This is a genomic window from Streptomyces sp. NBC_00076 (genome assembly GCF_045041235.1).
Lineage (GTDB): Bacteria > Actinomycetota > Actinomycetes > Streptomycetales > Streptomycetaceae > Streptomyces.
The window spans coordinates 2,040,920-2,057,468 of the sequence record NZ_CP108242.1; the positions used below are offsets into that span (position 1 = coordinate 2,040,920).

At 69.6% G+C, this 16,549-nt stretch carries 15 protein-coding genes; 9 read left to right on the forward strand and 6 right to left on the reverse strand.

Features of this window, described 5'->3' with window-relative positions:
• Nucleotides 1-69: 69 nt before the first annotated feature.
• The 6 genes from OHA64_RS09390 to OHA64_RS09415 all read left to right on the forward strand — a co-directional run bounded on the left by OHA64_RS09390 (nucleotide 70) and on the right by OHA64_RS09415 (nucleotide 6,376).
• Nucleotides 70-651 carry a pyridoxamine 5'-phosphate oxidase family protein gene (locus OHA64_RS09390; RefSeq protein ID WP_405610718.1) on the forward strand — a complete coding sequence of 194 codons (582 nt, stop codon included), beginning with the start codon at nucleotides 70-72 and terminating at the stop codon, nucleotides 649-651.
• Between the two features lie 110 nt (nucleotides 652-761).
• Nucleotides 762-2,444 carry a peroxidase family protein gene (locus OHA64_RS09395; RefSeq protein WP_405610721.1) on the forward strand — a complete coding sequence of 561 codons (1,683 nt, stop codon included), beginning with the start codon at nucleotides 762-764 and terminating at the stop codon, nucleotides 2,442-2,444.
• 95 nt (nucleotides 2,445-2,539) lie between these two features.
• The gene (locus tag OHA64_RS09400; protein ID WP_405610724.1) at nucleotides 2,540-3,250 is read left to right on the forward strand and encodes a L,D-transpeptidase; all 711 of its coding nucleotides are present in this window, start codon (nucleotides 2,540-2,542) and stop codon (nucleotides 3,248-3,250) included.
• Nucleotides 3,251-3,398: 148 nt separating this feature from the next.
• Nucleotides 3,399-4,781 (forward strand): ferric reductase-like transmembrane domain-containing protein, encoded by a 1,383-nt coding sequence (locus OHA64_RS09405; RefSeq protein ID WP_405610727.1) that lies wholly within the window; start codon nucleotides 3,399-3,401, stop codon nucleotides 4,779-4,781.
• A 28-nt stretch (nucleotides 4,782-4,809) separates the two neighbouring features.
• Nucleotides 4,810-5,583 carry an FMN-binding protein gene (locus OHA64_RS09410; protein ID WP_405610730.1) on the forward strand — a complete coding sequence of 258 codons (774 nt, stop codon included), beginning with the start codon at nucleotides 4,810-4,812 and terminating at the stop codon, nucleotides 5,581-5,583.
• Between the two features lie 55 nt (nucleotides 5,584-5,638).
• On the forward strand, nucleotides 5,639-6,376 hold the full coding sequence (locus tag OHA64_RS09415) for an FAD:protein FMN transferase (RefSeq protein WP_405610733.1): 738 nt from the start codon (nucleotides 5,639-5,641) through the stop codon (nucleotides 6,374-6,376).
• Between the two features lie 221 nt (nucleotides 6,377-6,597).
• Here the strand turns inward: OHA64_RS09415 and OHA64_RS09420 are convergent, their stop codons facing one another.
• The 6 genes from OHA64_RS09420 to OHA64_RS09445 all read right to left on the reverse strand — a co-directional run bounded on the left by OHA64_RS09420 (nucleotide 6,598) and on the right by OHA64_RS09445 (nucleotide 13,015).
• Complete coding sequence (locus tag OHA64_RS09420) at nucleotides 6,598-7,137, reverse strand: arginine repressor (protein WP_405610736.1); 540 nt, start codon at nucleotides 7,135-7,137, stop codon at nucleotides 6,598-6,600.
• 19 nt (nucleotides 7,138-7,156) lie between these two features.
• Nucleotides 7,157-8,356 carry an acetylornithine transaminase gene (locus OHA64_RS09425; protein WP_405610739.1) on the reverse strand — a complete coding sequence of 400 codons (1,200 nt, stop codon included), beginning with the start codon at nucleotides 8,354-8,356 and terminating at the stop codon, nucleotides 7,157-7,159.
• Nucleotides 8,353-9,267, reverse strand: a complete 915-nt coding sequence (gene argB, locus OHA64_RS09430; protein ID WP_405610742.1) for an acetylglutamate kinase — start codon at nucleotides 9,265-9,267, stop codon at nucleotides 8,353-8,355. The genes OHA64_RS09425 and argB overlap by 4 nt, the downstream gene beginning before the upstream one ends.
• Entirely contained in the window at nucleotides 9,264-10,415 is a 1,152-nt protein-coding gene (gene argJ / locus OHA64_RS09435) for a bifunctional glutamate N-acetyltransferase/amino-acid acetyltransferase ArgJ (RefSeq protein ID WP_405610745.1), read from the reverse strand. The genes argB and argJ overlap by 4 nt, the downstream gene beginning before the upstream one ends.
• A gap of 145 nt (nucleotides 10,416-10,560) precedes the next feature.
• Entirely contained in the window at nucleotides 10,561-11,589 is a 1,029-nt protein-coding gene (gene argC / locus OHA64_RS09440) for an N-acetyl-gamma-glutamyl-phosphate reductase (protein WP_405610748.1), read from the reverse strand.
• 64 nt (nucleotides 11,590-11,653) lie between these two features.
• The gene (locus OHA64_RS09445; protein ID WP_405610751.1) at nucleotides 11,654-13,015 is read right to left on the reverse strand and encodes a glycoside hydrolase family 125 protein; all 1,362 of its coding nucleotides are present in this window, start codon (nucleotides 13,013-13,015) and stop codon (nucleotides 11,654-11,656) included.
• Nucleotides 13,016-13,174: 159 nt separating this feature from the next.
• Here OHA64_RS09445 and OHA64_RS09450 point away from each other — a divergent pair, with 159 nt between their 5' ends.
• Genes OHA64_RS09450 through OHA64_RS09460 form a run of 3 tightly spaced genes read left to right on the forward strand, consistent with a single transcriptional unit; the run spans nucleotide 13,175 to nucleotide 16,411 of the window.
• Complete coding sequence (locus tag OHA64_RS09450) at nucleotides 13,175-14,161, forward strand: carbohydrate ABC transporter permease (RefSeq protein ID WP_405610754.1); 987 nt, start codon at nucleotides 13,175-13,177, stop codon at nucleotides 14,159-14,161.
• Complete coding sequence (locus OHA64_RS09455) at nucleotides 14,145-15,071, forward strand: carbohydrate ABC transporter permease (RefSeq protein ID WP_405610757.1); 927 nt, start codon at nucleotides 14,145-14,147, stop codon at nucleotides 15,069-15,071. Before OHA64_RS09450 ends, OHA64_RS09455 begins: the two co-directional genes overlap by 17 nt.
• Nucleotides 15,072-15,115: 44 nt before the next feature.
• A complete protein-coding gene (locus OHA64_RS09460; RefSeq protein WP_405610760.1) occupies nucleotides 15,116-16,411 on the forward strand; it encodes an ABC transporter substrate-binding protein in 1,296 nt (431 codons plus the stop codon).
• The last annotated feature ends 138 nt before the right edge of the window (nucleotides 16,412-16,549 follow it).

The window sequence follows — 16,549 nt, forward strand, 5'->3', positions numbered from 1 at the left end:
AGGCGTCCTCGTGGCATGGATGCCACAATTCTTAGACAGACGAAAGACTTTCACGCATAATCGTTAGACATGGGAAAGACTTATGAGCGCATAGACGGCAGACTTCGCACGTTCATCGAGGCGCAGCCCCTCTTCTTCACCGCGTCCGCACCCCTCTCCGGCGACGGCACGGTCAACCTCTCCCCCAAGGGGCTCAAGGGCTCGTTCGTGATCCTCGACGAACTCACCGTGGCCTACCTCGACTTCGCCGGCTCCACCGCGGAGACGGTCGCGCATCTGCGGGAGAACGGCCGGATCACCCTCATGTGGTGCGCCTTCCAGGGCCCGCCGAACATCGTGCGCGTACACGGCCGCGGCGAGCCGGTCTTCCGCGACGACCCGCGCTTCCCCGACCTGCTGGCCCGCTTCCCGGACATCGACCCGACCGCCCACGGACTGCGTGCCGTCATCGTCGTCCGGGCCGAACTCATCCGTGACTCCTGCGGGTTCGCGGTGCCCTACATGTCGTACGACGGCGACCGCGAGCTGCACGCCAAGCGCTTCGCCCGTGAGGACGACGCCTCGCTCAGTGAGTACTTCACCAAGAAGGAACACATCGCCACGAGCATGGACGGACTGCCCGGACTGCCACTGCCGTTGCGTCCCCTTTAGGAGCTTTTATTTGATCTATACACACACAACCTCCTTGTGGGTATTGACGGAATTCTCCCCTCCGCCGTGTGGGCGTGCCTAGCCTGGCCGCACGAACAGATGGGGGATTCATGTTCCGGCCGACGCACGAACCTCAGAGCAAACGCCATGTCCGCACCTCGTACTTCGTGGTCGGCGAGGGCATCCTCGCCGACTCCGGGGAAGAGGGCCCGGCGCAGCCGTCGACGGCGTCCACCGTCGCGGCCCTGCGCAAGTTCCAGTTCTCCCGCCTGGGCCCGCAGGCCAAGCCGGCCCAACTCCTCGACCGGCCCGCCCGCGAGGAACTCGCCCAGGCGATGACCAGGGCCGGGTCGCAGCCCGACTCCAACAACCCGGCGGTACCGGCCGGCTTCACCTATCTCGGCCAGTTCGTGGACCACGACCTGACCCTGGACGCCACGGCGGTGCGGCTGGAGGACGAGGTCACCGTCCGCGAGCTCCTGCAGGGCCGTTCCCCGGCGCTCGACCTGGACAGCCTCTACGGCCTCGGCCCGGACCACCGCTTCGACGGCCGCTTCTACGAGGACGACGGTCTGCGGCTGCGCACCGGCACCACCCAGGGGCTGCCCGACCCCGGAGGCGACCACCTCGTCGGCCTGCCCCTCGGCGGGTTCGACCTGCCCCGGGTGGGCCAGGGTTCGCGGATCTCCGAGCGGCGCCGCCCGCTCATCCCGGACGGGCGCAACGACGAGAACCTCGTCGTCGCCCAGATCCACAGCGCCTTCATCCGGTTCCACAACCGGGTCGTGGCCGATCTGGTCGGCAAGGGCGTGTCGAGCGCGGTGCTGTTCGAGACGGCACGCGAGACGGTGGTCAAGCACTACCAGTGGATGCTGCGGCACGACTTCCTGCCCCGGATCGTCGACCCCGGTGTCGTCGACGAGGTGTTCACCAAGGGCCGCAGGTTCTTCGAGCCGGCTCCGGGCGAGCACGAGCGCCCGACCATGCCGGTCGAGTTCTCCGTGGCCGCCTACCGGCTGGGCCACAGCATGGTGCGCGGTGCCTACAACTGGAACCGGATCTTCGACAACGGCGCGGGCACCCTGCCGCTGCTCTTCCGGTTCACCGGCACCAGCGGCATCCTCTCGCCGCCGCCCGCCGACGCCGGCGACCCCGAGGCGGGCACCTTCGAGCGGCTTCCCACCAACTGGATCGCCGACTTCCGGCGCCTGTTCGACTTCCGCGAGGCGGGCCGCGACGACCTGGGGGTCCCCGCGGAGAAGTTCAACCTCGCCAAGCGGATCGACACCCAGCTGGTCAATCCGCTGGCCGATCTGCCGCTCGGCTCGTTCGGCGGACGCGGAGCGCCGGCTCCCGACCCGATCGAGCTGAACCTGGCCTTCCGCAACCTCACCCGGGCGAACATGATGAGCCTGGCGACCGGTCAGCAGATGGCCAAGTACCTCGGGGTGAAGCCCCTGCTGCCGTCCGACTTCGAGAACGGCGGCGGAGCCCAGCTCAGCGAGGGACTCCGCAAGCAGCTCGCCGCGAACTGCCCGCTGTGGTTCTACATCCTGCGCGAGGCCGAGGCGAACGGCAGCGGGCGGCTGACGGGCGTCGGCGGGCGCATCGTCGCCGAGGTGTTCCACCGCGCCATGGAGGGCAGCCGGTACTCCATCGTGCGCGACCCGTTCTGGCGGCCCTTCCTCAGCCCGGTCGCGGACCGGAACGCCGAGGACGTCTTCGAGATGACCGACCTGCTGCTGTACGCCTTCGAGGGTCGGGCGGACCTGCTCAACCCGTTGGGTGACTGAGCGGACGGTACGGACAGCGGCGGCGGCAGATCGGGGCAGGTCCGAACGGGTCAGTCCGGCTGCCGCCGCCGCGGCCTCGCCGTAGGTTGACGACCATGCGTTCCGCTGCCGTCGCCGCCCTGTCCCTGGTGTCCGCGTCCCTGTTCGCTGTCGGTGCCGCGCCCGGCGGCGGTCCGACACCGCCGCTGCCCGCGCGCATGGCGGACACCGGTGGCGGCAGCCAGCTGATCACCGCGGTCGCTCCCAAGGCCGGCTCGACATCGGGCACGGTGACATGGTGGAGCAGGCGGAACGGGCAGTGGCTGAAGGCCGGTTCGGCGGTGGCCCGCTTCGGCGCGAGAGGGCTGGTCGAGGGGGACGCGCGCAGACAGGGCACGAACACCACGCCCACGGGGCTGTACGACCTGCCGTACGCCTTCGGGATCAAGGGGGCACCGGGCGGGACGACGTACAGGTACCGGGCCGTGAAGCAGAACTCCTGGTGGTGTCAGGACAACGACTCCCCTCGCTACAACCGCTGGGTCGAGCCGCGTCCGGCGGATTGCCGGGCGGCCGAGTCGGAGCGGTTGACCTCCTACCCACGGCAGTACGCGTACGCGTTCGTCATCGGGTTCAACTACGCCGAGCCGGTGCGCGGGCGTGGGGCCGGGATCTTCCTGCATGTCGACGGGCGCGGGGCCACGGCCGGTTGCGTGTCGGTGCCCGCGGACGCGATGCGGCGGATCCTCCGGTGGGCCGAGCCCGGGAAGCGGCCGCACATGGCGATCGGAACGCGTGACGGGCGTACCGCGATCACCCGATACTGAGCCGGACAGGAACACGAGTACGTGTTACCGCCAGTCACTTCCATACCCACGGGACTGTGCAGGCCGCTGAACACACGGGCGCCGCGGCACGTATCTGTGGGCCAAGGGACCACCACACCACCCCCCTTGCCCCGTCCCCGGAGGAATCGTGACCACGACGCTCGCAGGCGGCCGCGCCGCCCGCCGCCAGACGATGCGCCGCATCCGCCCGCGCCGCTCACCGGCGACCCTGCTGCTGCTCGCCGTGTGGGCGGGCGCGGCCGGTGTGCTGTGGCTGTGGTGGGCCAACACCCCGTCGATCAGCGACAACAACGGCAAGATCCTCAACGCGGGCCGGATCACCGGTCTGCTCGCCGGGTACCTGATGGCGCTCGTGGTGCTGCAGATGGCCCGGGTGCCCGCGCTGGAGCGCCGGGTGGGCTCCGACCGGGTGGCGCGCTGGCACGCGATGAGCGGCCGGTACACGCTGTGTCTGACCCTCGCCCATGTCTTCCTCATCATGTGGGGCTACGCCCTCCAGGCCGGCAAGGGCCTCGGTGACATAGTCCAGCAGACCATCGACTCCATCAACCAGCTTCCCGACATGGGCAAGGCGGCCATCGGCGTCGGCCTGCTGTTCTTCATCGGGCTGATCTCGATCGGCCCGATCCGCCGCCTGATCCCGTACGACACCTGGTACCACGTACACCTGCTGACGTACGCGGCGGTGTTCCTGACCTTCTGGCACCAGCTGACCACCGGCAACGACTTCGCCGTCGAGCCCGTCGCGAAGACCGTCTGGTACGCGCTGTACGGCTCGGTGACGGCCCTGGTTCTCTGGTACCGCATCCTCACCCCGATCCGGCTGAACCTGCGTCACCGCATGTACGTCGAGGCGGTCATCGAGGAGACGCCGGGCATCGTGTCGGTGCTGATCGGCGGGCGGAAGCTGCACCGGATGGGCGCGGAGGCGGGCCAGTTCTTCCGGTGGCGGTTCCTGGCGCCGGGCATGCGGTTCAGCTCGCACCCCTACTCACTGTCGGCGGCACCCCGCCCCGGCATGCTGCGGATCACGGTGAAGGCGATCGGCGACCACAGCGAACGGCTGCGTGAGCTGACTCCCGGCACCAAGGTGTGGGCCGAGGGCCCGTACGGCGCGCTGACCGCGTCCCGCCGCAGCCGCGGCAAGGTGCTGCTGGTCGCGGGCGGTGTCGGGATCACCCCGATGCGGGCGCTGTTCGAGACGCTGCCCGGCGCGGCCGGTGACATCACCCTCCTGTACCGGGCCAACAGCACCCAGGACCTGGCCCTGTGGGACGAGCTCTCGACCATCGCGGACGAGCGCGGGGCCCGGCTGATGTACGCGGTCAACAGCCCGGACGGGGAACGCCCGGACATCTCGGCGGACCGACTGCGGCAGAAGCTGCCGGACATCGACAAACACGACGTCTTCATGTGCGGGCCGGCCGGCTTCGCGCAGTCCGTGTACGAAGCACTGCGCGGCGCGGGTGTGCCCGCCCGCCGCATCCATCACGAGTCGTTCGAGATGTGAGCGACGGGATTCAGGAGCTGTTGAAGCGATGAGGAAGAGTCACCCTGTCCGACGTGTCGTTCTCGCGACCGCCGCCACCGTCTCCGGCGTCGTGCTGCTGCTGTCGCTGAAGCCGTCCTCCGACCCGGCCTCCGCGGCGGCCGGCGGCGCGGCGACCCAGCCGCCGGTGGCGCAGGAGTCGGTCCAGGGCGGCGCCCAGGCCGCCGGGACCGGCACGGTCACCGGGGACGCCGTCCAGACGCAGTACGGAGCCGTCCAGGTCCGGCTGACCATGGCCAACGGCAAGATCACCAAGGCCGAGGCGGTCCAGGCGCCCAAGGGCGGCACCAGCGACCAGAAGACCGCCCTGTCGGTACCCAAGCTCAACCAGGAGGCCGTGGCGGCCGGCAGCGCCGACATCGACGCGGTCTCCGGTGCCACGTACACCAGCAACGGCTACAAGCAGTCCCTCCAGTCGGCGCTGGACAAGGCGAAGGCGGCGGCGTCCCAGGGTTCCTCGCAGGACCAGGGTTCGGGCAGTGCCCAGGCCGCCAAGACCGTCACGGGCAGTGTCGCGCAGACCCAGTACGGGCCGGTCCAGGTCCGTGTCACGGTCGTCGGCGGGAAGGTCACCAAGGCCGAGGCGGTCCAGGCGCCCAAGGGCGGCACCAGCGACCAGAAGACCGCCCTGTCGATACCGAAGCTCAACCAGGAGGCCGTGGCGGCCGGCAGCGCCGACATCGACGCGGTCTCCGGTGCCACGTACACCAGCAACGGCTACAAGGAGTCCCTCCAGTCGGCGCTGGATCAGGCCGGTGGCTGACACCGTGGCCGAATCGGCACAAGCTCCCGCCGCGGTACGTCATGCGGAGGAGGTCATGGGGACGGTCTTTTCCTTTGACGTCCGCGGCGGGGATCCCGACGCCGTCGACGCGGCCCTGCGGGACGCGGTGGCCGGACTGCATCGGGTGAACGAGGTGTTCAGCACCTACCGCGACGACAGCCAGGTCTCCCGGCTGGCGCGGGGCGAGCTGACCGTCGAGGAGTGCGATCCGCTGGTCGCCGAGGTGCTCGACCTGGGCGCCGAGGCGGAGCGGACGAGCGACGGCTGGTTCAGCATGCGCTACGAGGGCCGCCTCGACCCGACCGGCATCGTCAAGGGCTGGGCCGCGGAGCGCGCGGCGCGACGGCTGGCGGACGCCGGGGTGAGCGGTGTGAGCGTGAACGGCGGTGGGGACGTCCAGTTGCTGGGCGTTCCCGGTCCGCAGCGGCCGTGGCGGGTCGGAGTGTCGGACCCGTTGCGGCCGGGCGGCCTGGCGGCTGTCGTGTCCGCCGCGGGCGCCGCCGAACTCGCGGTGGCCACCTCCGGGACGGCCGAACGAGGCACCCACATCGTCGACCCGAGCACGGGCCGCCCGGCGGTCACCGACCTGGTGGCGGTGACGGTGGTGGCCCCTTGGCTGACCTGGGCGGACTGCTGGGCGACGGCGGCGTTCGCGATGGGATCGCGGGAGGCGCTGGCGTGGCTGGAGTCCCTCCCGGACGTGGAGGCACTCCTGATCACGGCGGGCGACGAGGTCCGCTGCACGGGGGGCCTGGCCGCTCGACTCGGGTGAACGAGTCCGCCTCAAGGGCGCGGGGGCACTGTGCCAGTCCGCCTCAAGGGCGCAGGGCACTGCGCGAGCCCGCCTCAAAAGCGCAGGGCACTGCGCGAGCCCGCCTCGAGGGCGCGGGGCACTGTGCCAGTCCACCTCAGGAGCGCGGGGCGTGGGCGGCTCCCGCCGCGTGGGCGCGACCGACCACCGCCAAACCGCAGCCCCGTACGACAACTCCCCCCTCAGTGGCCGTTCTGAGCCAACCGCAGCAAGTGATCGGCCAGAGCCTGCCCACCCGTCGGATCCCGGCTGATCAACAACAGGGTGTCGTCACCGGCGATGGTGCCCAGGATGTCCTGCAGTTCCGCCTGGTCGATCGCCGAGGCCAGGAACTGCGCGGCACCCGGTGGTGTCCGGAGCACCACCAGATTCGCGGACGCCTCCGCGGAGATGAGCAGCTCCGCCGATAGCCGCCGCATCCGCTCCTCCTTCGCGGACCCTCCCAGCGGCACCCGAGGCTGGCGGAATCCCCCCTCGCTCGGCACCGCGTAGATCAGGTCGCCGTCGTTGTTGCGGATCTTCACCGCGTTCAGCTCGTCCAGGTCCCGGGAGAGCGTCGCCTGGGTGACGCTCAGTCCGTCGTCGGACAGCAGCTTCGCCAACTGGCTCTGGCTGCGCACCGGTTGCCGGTTGAGGATGTCCACGATCCGGCGGTGGCGGGCGGTGCGGGTCTGCGGTACGGCAGGCCCTGCGGTCTGCTCGTGATCCTGCGCCTGGCTCATCGTCGTCTCATTCTCCGGATCATCCGTCCCCCTTGGCCGCGTCCAGGATGCCGGGCAGCGCCTGGAGGAACGCGTCCACTTCCGCGTCGCCGAGAGTCAGTGGCGGCATCAGCCGTACGACCTCGGGGGCGGGCGCGTTCACCAGGAACCCGGCGTCCTGAGCCGCCTGCTGCACCTTCGGTGCGAGCGGCTCGGTGAGCACGATACCCAGCAGCAGCCCCGCACCCCGGACATGAGCGATCAACGGGTGCCGGGAAGTCCCGTCGGCGCCCTCGATTCCCTCCCGCAGCTTCTCGCTCTGCGCCTTGACGTTCTCCAGCAGACCTTCGGCCGCGATCGTCTCGAGTACGGCGAGTCCGGCCGCGCAGGCGATCGGGTTGCCGCCGAAGGTCGTGCCGTGATGGCCCGGCCGCAGCAGCTCCGCGGCCCGGCCGAAGGCGACGGTCGCGCCGAGCGGCAGACCGCCGCCCAGGCCCTTCGCCAGCGTGACGACGTCCGGCAGGACACCCTCGTGGGCCTGGTACTCGAACCAGTGTCCGGTCCGACCGATCCCGGTCTGCACCTCGTCCAGGACCAGCAGGCTGCCCGTCGCGGCGGTGATCGCCCGGGCCGCCTTGAGGTAACCGGCCGGCGGCACCACGACCCCGTTCTCGCCCTGGATCGGCTCGATGATCACGAGCGCGGTCTCCTCGGTGACCGCGGCGGCCAGCGCCTGCGCGTCCCCGTAAGGAACATGCGTCACGTCACCCGGCAGCGGCAGGAACGGCTCCCGCTTGCCCGGCTGCCCGGTCAGCGCCAGCGCGCCCATGGTCCGGCCGTGGAAGCCGCCCTCGGTGGCGACCATGTGGGGCCGCCCGGTCAGCCGGCCGATCTTGAACGCGCCCTCGTTGGCCTCGGCCCCCGAGTTGCAGAAGTACACCTTGCCGTCGCGACCGAAGTGCTGGAGGAGCCGCTCGGCGAGCGCGACGGGAGGCTCGGCGATGAAGAGGTTGGAGACATGGCCGAGGGAGGCGACCTGCTTGCTGACCGCCTCGACGATCGCCGGGTGGGCATGGCCGAGCGCGTTGACCGCGATACCGCCGACGAGGTCGAGGTACTGCCTGCCGTCGGCGTCCCACAGCTTCGCGCCCTCGCCCCGGACCAGGGGCAACTGCGGCGTGCCGTAGTTGTTCATGAGCGCGCCCTGCCACCGCTGGGTGAGCTCCTCGTTGCCCGTCATGCGTCGTCCCCCGCTTCCTCGTCCGCATCGGGCACGACCATCGTGCCGATGCCTTCGTCGGTGAAAATCTCCAGCAGGATCGAGTGCTGGACCCGGCCGTCAATGACCCGGGCGGTGGTGACGCCGCCTCGCACGGCGTGCAGACAGCCCTCCATCTTCGGCACCATGCCGGAGCTCAACTCCGGCAGCAGCTTCTCCAGTTGGGAAGCGGTGAGGCGGCTGATCACCTCGTCGCTGTGGGGCCAGTCCTCGTAGAGGCCCTCGACGTCCGTGAGGACCATGAGGGTTTCGGCGCCCAGCGCAGCAGCGAGTGCCGCAGCCGCCGTATCAGCATTGACGTTGTAGACATGGTGATCGTCCTGGCTCCGGGCGATCGACGAGATGACCGGGATACGGCCGTTCGCCAGCAGGGCCTCGATCGCGCCCGTGTCGATGTCGGTGATCTCGCCGACCCGCCCGATGTCGACCGACTCGCCGTCGATCCGGGGCTGGTGCTTGGTGGCGGTGATGGTGTGCGCGTCCTCGCCGGTCAACCCCACGGCGAGCGGGCCGTGTTGGTTGAGCAGCCCGACCAGCTCACGCTGGACCTGCCCGGCCAGCACCATCCGTACGACGTCCATGGCGTCCTCGGTGGTGACCCGCAGTCCGGCCTTGAACTCGCTGACGATGCCGTGCTTGTCGAGGGCAGCGCTGATCTGCGGGCCGCCGCCGTGCACGACCACGGGCTTGAGGCCGGCCTGGTGCAGGAAGACGACGTCCTGCGCGAACGCGGCCTTCAGGTCCTCGTCGATCATGGCGTTGCCGCCGAACTTGATGACGACGGTCTTGCCGTTGTGCCGGACCAGCCAGGGCAGCGCCTCGATGAGGATCTGCGCCTTGGGCAGGGCGGTGTGTTTCCGAGTGGTGCTCATGACGAGTACGCGCTGTTCTCGTGGACGTAGTCGGCGGTGAGGTCGTTGGTCCAGATGGTGGCGGTCTGCGAACCCGCGGCGAGGTCGGCGACGATGTGGACCTCGCGGTAGCGCATGTCGACCTTGTCCCGGTCCTCGCCGACGCCTCCGTTCTTGCACACCCAGACGCCGTTGATGGCCACGTTGAGCTGCTCGGGGTCGAAGGCGGCCTTCGTCGTGCCGATGGCGGAGAGCACGCGGCCCCAGTTGGGGTCCTCGCCGTGGATCGCGCACTTGAGGAGGTTGTTGCGGGCGATGGACCGGCCCACCTCGACGGCGTCGTCCTCGCTCGCGGCGCCCACCACCTCGACCTTGATGTCCTTGCTGGCGCCCTCGGCGTCCCGGATCAGCTGCTGCCCGAGGTCGTCGCAGACGGCCCGCACGGCCTCGGCGAACTCCTCGTACTCCGGGGTGACTTCGGAGGCGCCGGAGGCCAGCAGCAGCACGGTGTCGTTGGTGGACATGCAGCCGTCGGAGTCGACCCGGTCGAAGGTGACCCTGGTGGCGGCGCGCAGCGCCTCGTCCAGGGTCGGGCTGTCGATGTCGGCGTCGGTGGTGAGGACGACGAGCATGGTGGCCAGGCCGGGGGCGAGCATGCCCGCGCCCTTGGCCATGCCGCCCACGGTCCAGCCGTTCCTCGTCACGACGGCCGTCTTGTGGACGGAGTCGGTGGTCTTGATGGCGATGGCGGCCTTCTCGCCGCCGTGCTCGCTGAGGGCCTGGGCCGCCTGCTCGACTCCGGGCAGCAGCTTGTCCATCGGGAGCAGGACGCCGATCAGCCCCGTGGAGGCGACCGCGACCTCGACGGCGCCGAGACCGAGCACCTCGGCGGTCTTCTCCGCGGTGACGTGCGTGTCCTGGAAGCCCTTGGGTCCCGTACAGGCGTTGGCGCCACCGGAGTTGAGGACTACGGCGGAGACCTGGCCGGTCCTGAGGACCTGCTCCGACCACAGCACCGGCGCGGCCTTCACACGGTTGGAGGTGAAGACGCCGGCGGCGGCGCGGCGGGGCCCGGTGTTGACCACGAGGGCCAGGTCCGGGTTGCCGTTCTCCTTGATCCCGGCGGCGATACCCGCCGCCTGGAATCCCTTTGCTGCCGTGACGCTCACTGCATCTCCTCGTTCGCTCCGCCGCGGATGGGGGTCCCCTCGCTCGGGCGAAGCCGAGAGTGGGGGAGGCTGATGGCACCGCCGCCCGTGCGGCGCGGCGGTGCGGCTGTCGTCGTCCGCGGCCCGGCGGCCGCGCGTGCGTCGCTCACGGTGCGACTCCGATCGTGGAAAGACCGAGCTCCTCGGGAAGCCCGAGGGCGATGTTCATGCTCTGGACGGCACCGCCCGCGGTGCCCTTGGCCAGGTTGTCGATGGCGCTGATCGCGATGATGCGGCCCGCGGCCTCGTCGTACGCGACCTGCACCTGAACGGCGTTGGAACCGTAGACGGACGCCGTGGCGGGCCACTGCCCCTCGGGGAGCAGGTGGACGAAGGGCTCGTCGGCGAAGGCCTTCTCGTAGGCGGCGCGGACGGACTCGCCGGTGACACCGGGGCGCGCCTTCGCGGTGCAGGTGGCGAGGATGCCCCGGGGCATCGGCGCGAGGGTGGGTGTGAAGGAGACGGAGACGGCCTCCCCGGCGACCCCGCTCAGGTTCTGGATCATCTCGGGCGTGTGCCGGTGGCCGCCGCCGACGCCGTACGGCGACATGGAGCCCATGACCTCGCTGCCCAGCAGGTTCGGCTTGGGTGCCTTGCCCGCGCCGGAGGTGCCGGAGGCGGCGACGATCACGGCCTCGGCCTCGGCGAGCTGGGCGGCGTACGCCGGGAACAGGGCGAGGGAGACCGCGGTCGGGTAACAACCGGGCACCGCGACGCGCTTGGCCCCCTCCAGCGCGGCGCGGCCGCCGGGCAGTTCGGGGAGGCCGTACGGCCAGGTACCGGCGTGCGGAGAACCGTAGAACCTCTCCCAGTCGGCCGCGTCCTTGAGCCGGAAGTCGGCGCCCATGTCGACGACGAGCACCTCCGGGCCGAGCTGCTCGGCGACGGCGGCGGACTGCCCGTGCGGCAGCGCGAGGAAGACGACATCGTGCCCGGCGAGGACGTCGGCCGTGGTCTCCTGGAGCACACGGTCGGCGAGCGGCAGCAGGTGCGGCTGGAGCGCGCCGAGCTTCTGGCCCGCGTTGGAGTTGCCGGTCAGGGCGCCGATCTCGACCTCGGGGTGCGCCAGGAGCAGCCGCAGGAGCTCCCCGCCCGCGTACCCGCTCGCTCCGGCCACTGCCGCACGTACCGCCATGGAATCCATCCTCTCTTGGATGGCATGACTATACGTTTCGCCGCACGTTTATGCAATCCGTTCCTCAGGGGGCGGGCAGCGCCCGCGGGTGCACGGGAAACAGATGCCGCACGCCTCCCGCGCACAGCTCGAGAGCGAGTTCGCAGAACATGGCGTTGGCCCAGCCGAACCAGTCCCGGGTGAACCGGCCGGGGTCGTCGACATGGAAGCTCTCGTGCATCAGGCCGGTGCCGGCGGTCGTGGTCGCCAGGGTCCGAAGGGCCTGTGTCGCGGCGTCCTCGTCGCCGGTCAGGCCGGCGGCGGCGATCGCCAGCGGCCAGACGTGACCGTCCGGCGTGTGCGCACTGCCGACACCGGACGCGTGGCCGCCGACGAAGAAGGAAGGGTTCGCCGCGGAGAGCACGAAGCGCCGGGTGGCCTGATAGAGCGGGTCCTTGGGTGCGCACCAGCCGCTCAGCGGGAGGCTGAGCAGGCTGGGGAGGTTGGCGTCGTCACCCAGCAGCACCGCCCCGAGGCCGTCCACCTCGTAGGCCAGGACCGATACTCCGTCGACCTCGACCACCGCGTGGGCGAGAATCCCGGCGTCGATCTCGTCGGCCAGCCTCAGTGACGCGTGGGCGAGTTCCGCGTCGTCGAGGACCGACGTGGCCAGTTCGGCCAGCCCGTGCAGGCTGGCCGACGCCAGCGCGTTGGCCGGGACCAGATACCCGTGTTCGCAGCGATCGTCGCTCGGCCGGAAGCCTGACCATGTCATGCCGGTCCGCGCGACCATGGCTCCGCGGCCGTCGTGGGGAAGGCTGTCACCCGCGAAGGGGCCGGACGGCCGGACGAACCGGTAGAGCGACTGCGCATGGGACTGCTCCGCCCGCCACATCCGTACGATCGTCCAGGCGGCGCGGCGAAAAGCCTCGTCGAGGTGGCCCTCGCGACCGGTCGCCCGCCAGAGCGCGTACGCCAACTGCAGGGGCGCGCACAAGGAGTCCAGTTCGTACTTGCGCTCCCACACCCAGTCCCCCGGCGTGGGCAGATCACCGGGCTCGCCGTGCGCGCCCGTGGGGCCGTCGTTGAAGGCGTTGGCATACGGGTCCAGCAGGACGCAGCGGATCTGGCGGCGCGATACGCCGGCCAGAGCGTCGCCGACCTCCGGATCCGTGGCCACCGCGAGGTAGGGGCGGACCTGGGCCGTGCTGTCACGCAGCCACATCGCCGGGATGTCTCCGGTCTTGACGAAGACTTCCGGTACTTCCGGTACTTCCGATGAGCCGGTGCCCCAACTCATCGATGTGGTCCATGTGTTGGTCAGGCAGCTCTCGACGATCTCCGCTGCCGGGCTGTCCCGCAGGCCGGTGGCCAGCCTTCGTCCGAGCGCCGTCAGTGACTCCGGAACCGCCCACGGCGTTCCGGATGATCCGGGAAACGTTACCATCGCGCCTCTTGACTCCCTGTGGGGCGTGCACCACCGTGTGGTCACCAGAAATGGAAACGTTACCTTGAAGGAGTCGGAAGCCACCAGAGGGCCGGGGACACCCCCCGGACCTGGGTCCGCGCCAACTCCTCGTAGGGGAAGAGGAGAAGGTGAGCGCGTGTGACAGCAACTCCGGACCAGCAGCTGCACCGACCCCCGCACCCACCGCCGCATCCGCCACCGCGCCGCCCACGGCGCGGCCGAGGGAAGCTCACCTCGGACACCCGGGCCGCGTACCTGTTCATGTCCCCGGCTCTCGTCGGCTTCACGGTCTTCGTCGTCTACCCGCTGATCCGATCGGCCTACTTCGCGCTGACGCGGTACAACGGGCTCACCCCACCGACCTTCGTCGGCCTCGACAACTTCCGCCGGATGTTCACCACCGACCCGTCGTTCTGGCCCTCGGTGCGTGCCACCTTGCTGCTGGTCGTCCTGTACGTACCGCTGTCGCTGGCCATCGGGCTGCTGCTGGCGGTGTTCTGCAACCGGCGCATCCGGGGCGTGCGCATGGTGCGCACCCTCATCTACCTTCCGGTGGTGCTGCCCGTGGTGGCCACCATCACGCTCTGGAAGTTCGTCTTCAACCCGCAGGTCGGCCTGGCCAACCAGGTGTTGTCCTGGCTGCACCTCCCGACCAGCGAGTGGCTGTCCGGTTCGGGCTCGGCGATTCCGTCGATCGTGATCGTCATGCTGTGGAGCGTCGGCTCCACGATGATCATCTTTCTCGCCGCGCTCCAGGCGGTGCCCACCGAGCTCTACGACGCGGCCCGCATCGACGGCGCCGGCCCCCGGACGGTGTTCTTCCGGATCACCCTCCCGCTGATCAGCCCGATCATGGTGCTTCAGGTCGTGCTGCAACTGGTGACCGCCCTGCAGACCTTCAACCAGCCGAAGATCCTTTCGCCGGACGGGCAGGGCGGACCGGGATTCAGCACCAGGGTCCTCATGCTGTCGATCTACAACAACGGCTTCCCCACGCTCGGCCGGGTCGCCGACTTCGGCTACGCCTCCGCCCAGGTCTGGGTGCTCTTCCTCGTCATCGTCGTCGTGATCGCCGCCACCGCCCGCTTCTCGTCGATATGGACCTACAGTGACCACGCATCCTGACGTCACGAAGGCGGCGGAACCGGCGCCGTCCCCGCAGCCGGCACCCGCCGCCACCGTCCCCAGGCCGCCGCGCAGGACCGTGCGGACCGCGTCCTGGTACGCCGTCGCACTGCTGATCTCCTCGGTGATGGTCCTGCCCATCCTGTGGATGCTCACCATCGCCCTGAAGGGTCACTCGGCGGTCTTCCAGGTCCCGCCCCGACTGCTGCCGGACGAGTTCCACTTCGAGAACTTCATCGACGGACCGAAGGCGATCCACTTCCCCCGCCTGCTGCTGAACTCCCTCGTCATCACCAGTCTGTCGGTGATGGGCGGCGTCATGACCTCGATGATGGCCGGATACGCCCTGTCCCGGCTCCGCTTCCCCGGCCGGAAGGTCTGGTTCTACGTCTTCGTCGGCAGCATGATGCTGCCCCCGGTGGTGGGCATCATCCCGCTGTTCCAGCTCTTCAAGGACATCGGCTGGTACGACACCTGGCTGCCGTTGATCGTGCCGGCCTGGCTGGGCGGCAATCCGCTGTTCATCTTCCTCGCCCGCCAGTACTTCCTGTCGGTGCCGTACTCCATCGACGAGGCCGCCAAGGTGGACGGCGCCGGACACGCCCGGATCTTCTTCAGTGTCATGCTCCCGATCACCCGGCCGGCCTGGATCACCATGGCCATCCTGGCCTTCCAGTTCTCGTGGAACGACTACCTCAACCCCCTCATCTACCTGTACTCGTCCGAGAAGTGGCCGCTGAGCGTCGGCATGGCCTCCTTCGTCTCCGGGTTCGCCGGCCAGACACCCAGCTGGAACCTCTACATGGCCGCGAACCTGCTCTACATGCTCCCCCCACTGGCCGTGTTCTTCGTGGCCCAGCGCTACTTCATCCAAGGCCTGAGCGCATTGGGCACCGTCAACCAGCGCTGACCGCACCGCGGCCGGCTGACCCGATCACGTACCAGGAGTCCACGTTGAAACGAACACTGCACGCCGCCGGAGCGGTGCTGATGGCAGGAGGACTGCTTGCCACGGCCGCCTGCGGCGGCTCCTCAGGGAAGGCATCCGGCGGGAAGACCACGGTCACCGTGATGACCTGGGAGTCGAGCTCGACCAACCAGCTCATCGACAAGGCCCTGGCCGGCTTCCACGACCCCGACATCACGGTCAAGCGCATCGACACTCCCAACGGCAACTACGGGGACAAGCTCGCCTCCCTCACCCAGGCCAAGAAGCTGCCCGACCTGTTCTGGTGCGGCAACGACACCGAACTGCAGTACACCGGCCAGGGCCTGCTCACCGACTGGTCCGACAAGCTGTCCGGCTCGGGTAATTTCACCGCCGACAGCTTCTCCCCCACCGCCATCAAGAACTGGAAGACCCCCGACGGAAAGATCGGCGGAGTCCCTTCCCTGCTGAACACCTACGGCATCTGGTATGACATCGACGCCTTCAAGGCCGCCGGGGTACCGCTGCCGACGGCCGGCTGGACCTGGGACGAGATGTACGCGGCAGCCGGCAAGCTGCAGAAGAAGGGCGCCAAGTACGGCCTGGTCGCCGACGCCCTGACCGGTCAGGACGCGCCCTTCGCCCTCAGCCTCTACTCCCAGTCCGCCGGCGGCGCACCCTTCACCGACAGCGTCAACCAGCCCACCAAGGCGACCGCCGACGCGACCTACACCGAGGGCGTCGGCAAACTCGTGGCGGGCATCAAGAGCGGTGCCGTGGCACCCCCCGGCTACGACGCCTCCAACGCGCAGTCGCTGTTCGCCGCGGGGCAGATCCCGATGGTGTGGAGCGGTCAGTGGCTGGCCGCCGGGTTCCTCACCGACAAGCCGAAGATCAAGTACGGCTTCGCACCCCTGCCGCAGGTCGACAAGGCGGCCACCCTGTACGACGCGGTGGGCATCTGCACCCCGTCGTACACCAAGAACGCGGACGCCACCTACAAGGTCCTCTCCTACCTCGACTCCACCGTGTGGACCAAGGTGCTGCCGGACTCGCCCGTGGCCGTGCCGGCCTACACCGGCGCCCAGGACGCGTACTTCAACGCGCTGGGCAAGGCCGGGCTGACGACCGTGGCGTCCACCGTCAAGGCGGACCTTGACGCCCCGCTGACCAGTGGCGTGCGCTTCACCACCCAGTGGGCCAGCCAGTCCAACGACCAGATCACGGCGTACTGGCCCGACATCCTCAAGGGCAAGAAGCCGCTGTCCGACCTGCAGACCATGACCGGCAAGATCAACGATGTGATCAAGAGCAACAACTAGGGCCACCCGCGCGGAAACCCGCCCCGGTCACCCTGCTGACCGGGGCATGCGCGCGGCTCTGGAAACGTATCCTGAGGGCGGTCCCCCGGCCGCCCCGGCGATGAAAGTTGGTTTCTGTCCCACGTGAGCAGTCGTTCC